2 protein-coding genes are annotated in these 4,874 nt (G+C 40.3%); both read right to left on the bottom strand.

Features of this window, described 5'->3' with window-relative positions; all coding sequences use genetic code 11:
* Positions 1-260 precede the first annotated feature (260 nt).
* Positions 261-3,779 carry a DUF4347 domain-containing protein gene (locus tag FJR06_RS22095; RefSeq protein ID WP_168652281.1) on the bottom strand — a complete coding sequence of 1,173 codons (3,519 nt, stop codon included), beginning with the start codon at positions 3,777-3,779 and terminating at the stop codon, positions 261-263.
* Positions 3,780-4,361: 582 nt separating this feature from the next.
* Positions 4,362-4,799, bottom strand: a complete 438-nt coding sequence (locus FJR06_RS22090) for a CAAD domain-containing protein (RefSeq protein ID WP_148766741.1) — start codon at positions 4,797-4,799, stop codon at positions 4,362-4,364.
* Positions 4,800-4,874: the final 75 nt, after the last annotated feature.

Below are 4,874 nucleotides of genomic sequence, written 5' to 3'. Positions count from 1 at the left end.
CTCATAGCTCAAGTCCGTTAAAACGGACTAATGAATTTTCCTAGTATTTAGTCATCTTTTAGATGACTTTCGCTATTAGCAAGGAACTTGAGTTTCTTGCGGGATGAAGATTTTGCGTTAAGTTGACACCAATGAAGCTCTTGCTTTACCCCTACAAATCTAGGTTTTTCGTAATTTTGTAAAAGTCCATGTCTCAACCGTGTTTAGTATAAATCAGGAAGACAGAGAATTGATTCCCTGTCTTCTAGCTAAAGTTCGTTTTAATTGAACAAGAAATTACCACCAAAGAGGTTGAAATTCGCATTGGCGCTGGTAAATCCAGATGTCCCTGATAAGGTCACTAATAACTGACCAGTACCAAAACCAGTATTACCACCAATACCATCACCAACTCGCACTAATGTAGAAGTACCTGATGTAATTACATCAAAATTGGCAATACCTGTAAAGTTCAGTTTATCGCCACCAGCACCGCGCACAAATTGATAAACTGTATCTGTAGCATCACCAAGAACGTAATTAACGTTATCCACAGCATTATCGTTTAAACCTAAATACAGGCTATCATTACCGAAGCCACCAATTAGAGTATCTGCACCTGCATTACCAGTGAGGGTATCATTTCCTAAACCACCTGTGAGAACATTATCGGCTGTATTACCTGTAATGCTGTTATTTAGTTCATTACCTGTACCGTTAATAGTGCTTGTTCCCTGTAACGTTAGATTTTCTACATTGGCGCTGAGAGTGTAAGTTGCTGCGGTGCTGAAAACGCTATCTGTTCCTTGATTCACGTTTTCTGTGATGGTATCTGCTGTATTGTCTACATAATAGGAGTCATTACCAGCGCCACCAATGAGAGTATCATTTCCTAAACCACCAGTGAGAACGTTATTACCAGTGTTACCTGTAATGATATTATTCAGTTCATTACCTGTACCGTTAATAGCGGTTGTTCCCTGTAACGTTAGGTTTTCGGTATTGGTGGTTAAGGTATAGGTTACAGTGCTGAAAACGCTATCTGTTCCTTCATTAGCATTTTCTGTAATGCTATCTGCTGTATTGTCCACATAATAGGAGTCATTACCAGCACCACCAATGAGGGTATCATTTCCTAAACCACCGGTGAGAACGTTATCGGCTGCGTTACCTGTAATGATATTATTCAGGTCATTACCCGTACCATTAATAGCAGTTGTTCCTTGTAAAGTCAGGTTTTCGGTGTAGGTTGTTATAGTGTAAGTTACAGTGCTGAAAACGCTATCTAGTCCTTGTCCTACTAATTCCGTGATGGTATCTGCTGTATTGTCTACATAGTAGGAATCGTTACCAACACCACCAATGAGGGTATCATTACCTAAATCACCAATGAGGGTATCATTTCCTAAACCACCATTAAGAGTGTTGTTGCCAGTATTGCCTGTAATGATATTATTGAGGTTATTACCTGTACCGTTAATAGCGTTTGTTCCCTGTAAGGTTAGGTTTTCTAAGTTGGCTTTTAATGTCCAAGTGATAGAAGATTCAACAGTATCTATTCCAGCATTTAAACCTTCAGCAATGATATCACCAATATCGTCTACGACAAAGGTATCATTTCCTTTACCACCGATTAATAAATCTGCACCTGTTCCCCCGTTCAGATAGTCATTACCATCTCCACCACTTAAAAAGTCTATACCTGTTCCCCCGTTCAGAGTGTCATTACCGTCTCCACCGGTTAAATCATCGTTTCCTGTACCACCTTTAACCCAATCATTACCAGTAGTACCATCAAAACTGATAGTACCTGTAAAGCTGCTTAAATCAAAGCGTTCAAATCCGAATACTGTTGTCCCTGGAATATCTAATTGATTGGTGGTGTTACTGATATCTATGGAGATAAGATCATTAACTGTTCCTCCGGTGATAATTAAGGTGTCTGTGCCATTACCACCTTTGATGGTGTCGTTTTGTTGTAAATTAGCCCATGTGCTGGTGATGGTGTCTTCTCCATAGTCAGCATCTATGATATCCTGTTGGGCTGTGGTGGTGAAGCTTTCGTTATCGTTAAGGTCAGTTACTCCAATGGTTAATTGTCTTTCAAAGAATAACCCACCCTGGTCTGTTGTCCTCAGTCGAAGGCTGTAACTGTTTTTGGTTTCAAAGTCAAATACAGCGTTGGTGGTAAGTTGATTATTGGTAATGGTAAATAAACTGTTATCTGTTGCACCGTCTCCGGTGACTAAACTATAGGTAAAGGTGTTTGCTGTATCTGGGTCTGTGGTGGTGAGATTACCAACCACTGTACCAATAATTTGGTTTTCCGCAACTGTGCTGGTGGAGAGTGTCAGGTTGGTGGGTGCTTTGTTAATAAACTCACTCACGTCTATGATTTGTAGTCCTGAATCATAATCAGTTACATAAGCATAGTTACCGACTACTTGCACACCATAAGCATAGCTAGATGTATCATAATTGCCCTTAAGGATGGGGGTAGTGGGGTTGCTGATGTCAATTATTTGTAGTCCTGAACCATAATCAGCTACGTAAGCATAGTTACCGACCACTTGCACACCATAAGCATAGCCATTCGTATCATAATTGCCCTTGAGGGTGGGGGTAGAGGGGTTGCTGATATCAATGATTTGTAGTCCTGAATACCCATCAGCTACGTAAGCATAGTTACCGACTACTTGCACACCCCAAGCATCGCCAGATGTATCATAATTGCCTTTGAGGGTGGGGGTTGTGGGGTTGCTAATATCAATTATTTGTAGTCCTGAATCATAATCAGCTACATAAGCGTAGTTACCGACTACTTGCACACCACTAGCCAAGCCAGAAGTATCATAATTGCCCTTGAGGGTGGGGGTAGTGGGGTTGCTTATGTCTATGATTTGTAGTCCTGAAGACTCATCAGCTACGTAAGCATAGTTACCCACAACTTGCACACCTATAGCCCCGCCAGATGTATCATAATTGCCCTTGAGGGTAGGGGTTGTGGGGTTGCTGATATCAATAATTTGTAGTCCTGAATAATAATCAGCTACATAAGCATAGTTACCGACTACTTGCACACCTATAGCATAGTTAGGTGTATCATAATTGCCCTTGAGGGTGGGGGTTGTGGGGTTGCTGATATCAATGATTTGTAGTCCTGAATTCCAATCACCTACGTAAGCATAGTTACCGACTACTTGCACACCCCAAGCAGAGCCAGAAGTATTATAATTGCCCACTAATGTGGGTGCAAATACTCCCTGGTAGGTGTGGAGGGTGTGTGCATTGAAAACAATATTCGGCAAATAAGGTAGAGACGTTCCATGGAATGTCTCTGTAACGGGAAAACTAACTTCTAATTGCCAATTTCCCCCTAATGCTGCATTGCCGGTTTTTGTGGTGGAGGCGCTAATGGTGGCGTTGGTAATTTGATGTAATTTGTGAATAAATTCTGCCCCAGCGTCCCCAGCAGCGACGTTACAGCCATATAGTAAAATATTCTGACGTTGCCACTGTTGTAACTGTTGGGTGTAGTTGTGAATATTGGTTAAGTTTAATTGACTATTTCCTAAATACAAGCATCCCGGCGCACCGTGGGAAAGGATATGAATGGTGGTGATGTGGGGATGTTGTTGTAAAATTTGGCTAATTTGCTCAATCCCGTCTTGATTTGGGGAAATAATAACTGATTTTACGCCCTCGATAATTCCTGCTTGGAGGGTCTGATAGTCGGAAACAGAAGCATCAATAAAGACAACAGTTGTCGCGGTTTGACTGAGAAAAGAGTTGCTAAACATATTTTTTTCCTTTGCACTTGGTAAATAAGCTTTCACACCCGCCCCGGAACTGAAGTTCCGGTCTAATAGCTAAAGTGCGTTGAAACGCACTGTAATAACATCGAAATCAAAAATTATCCTATTTCCCGAATAAATACCGCCAAAATAGTCGGTTTTAACCGACTTGAGCTATTAGACAGGGAATTAATTCCCTGGCTCAAGTCTCTGATGACATCGAAATCAAAAATTATCCTATTTCTCGAATAAATACCGCCAAAATAGTCGGTTTCAACCGACTTGAGCTATTAGACAGGGAATTAATTCCCTGGCTTGAAGGTACTTGACACTGTTGAGCAGTGCTAAACCTCTACAAATTCTTATCCAAACAGGTTAAATATGTATATGATGGTAAGATGTGTTATTTATAAACACAACCGTGATCTTTCAGTTATAAATAATCTTTTCGTAACACATATTTGGACTGACGTATGTGACATATTCTAAATTCACAAAAAAACAACGAACTCTTGGCTTTGTAAAAAAGAAAAAAGATCCCCGACTTCTTTAAGAAGTCGGGGATCTAAATTTGTCTAAAGTTGTGAGTTAAGATTTAGAAGTGTGCTTACCGACAACTTGGGATTTGAGGGTGGTAATTTCCCCAGATAACTCTTGTCTGCTGGAGGCTTTGAGTAAATAGCGATAGACAAACCACACAGAATAACCAATACCAATTAATTCAAAGGTAGGTGCTACTAAAGGAACATCATTAAGAGCATCTAATACAGCCAATAGTACCTTAACTGTGACTACTGCTGTCACTACTAAACCAATACTAACAATAGGTTGCTGATATTGACCAAAGAATTTACCTACATAGTCTGGTAATGTCCCCAGAAAACCGGAAATCTGTTGTCCGTATTTCAGCCACTCTTCTTGAGGCTGCATAGGAGGCTGAAGTTTGGTCAAATTCCCGGTTTGGGTGTTAATTTCGGGTATGGTTGTTTCTTTAGACTGGGTTTCTTTAAATTCTGGTTCTTGCATTTTCGTTTCCATGATTTTGAAATTTGAGTTTCTTACCTAATAGTTTGTCAAGATAAAAATGATGGACTGTAGTGT

The sequence above is a fragment of the Dolichospermum sp. UHCC 0352 genome, assembly GCF_009711925.1.
Taxonomy (GTDB): domain Bacteria; phylum Cyanobacteriota; class Cyanobacteriia; order Cyanobacteriales; family Nostocaceae; genus Dolichospermum; species Dolichospermum lemmermannii.
This window is presented reverse-complemented; position numbering and strand designations above follow the sequence as displayed.

Coding starts and splice junctions, on each gene's coding strand:
- FJR06_RS22095 (WP_168652281.1), bottom strand. CDS start 3,779: ATGTTTAGCAACTCTTTTCTCAGTCAAACCGCGACAACTGTTGTCTTT.
- FJR06_RS22090 (WP_148766741.1), bottom strand. CDS start 4,799: ATGCAAGAACCAGAATTTAAAGAAACCCAGTCTAAAGAAACAACCATA.